The organism is Salinimicrobium oceani, from assembly GCF_012037645.1.
On the sequence record NZ_JAAVJR010001502.1, the window covers coordinates 1 to 300 of the forward strand.

Genomic DNA, 300 nt, shown 5'->3' on the forward strand with positions numbered 1-300 from the left:
TTTCTTCCGAAGATATCTGCATTAAATTCCTGAAAATTTACCTGAAGCGCATTTATTCTCATTTTACTGCCCAGATCGATGCTTACCCGCAGCGAATCATTATTCCCATTGGCCACCCAAAAAGTGCTGATGTTCTCATCAACAAGCTTAGACGCATCGTATTGAATTCCGGATTCTCTTGTTACAGCTTCCATTTTCGGCCCAATAACCGTTTGCTGAATACTATCGGGGACTACAGAATTAGCAGTTGCTTTTTTGCCGTAAGAGAGCAGCATCCAGCCGGTAAACCTGTTTTTATGA

Annotated in this window: 1 pseudogene; it reads right to left on the reverse strand. The window is 42.0% G+C overall.

Annotated features, from left to right (window positions below):
• A pseudogene (locus HC175_RS22835) lies at positions 1–300 on the reverse strand (family 43 glycosylhydrolase); the annotation flags it as partial.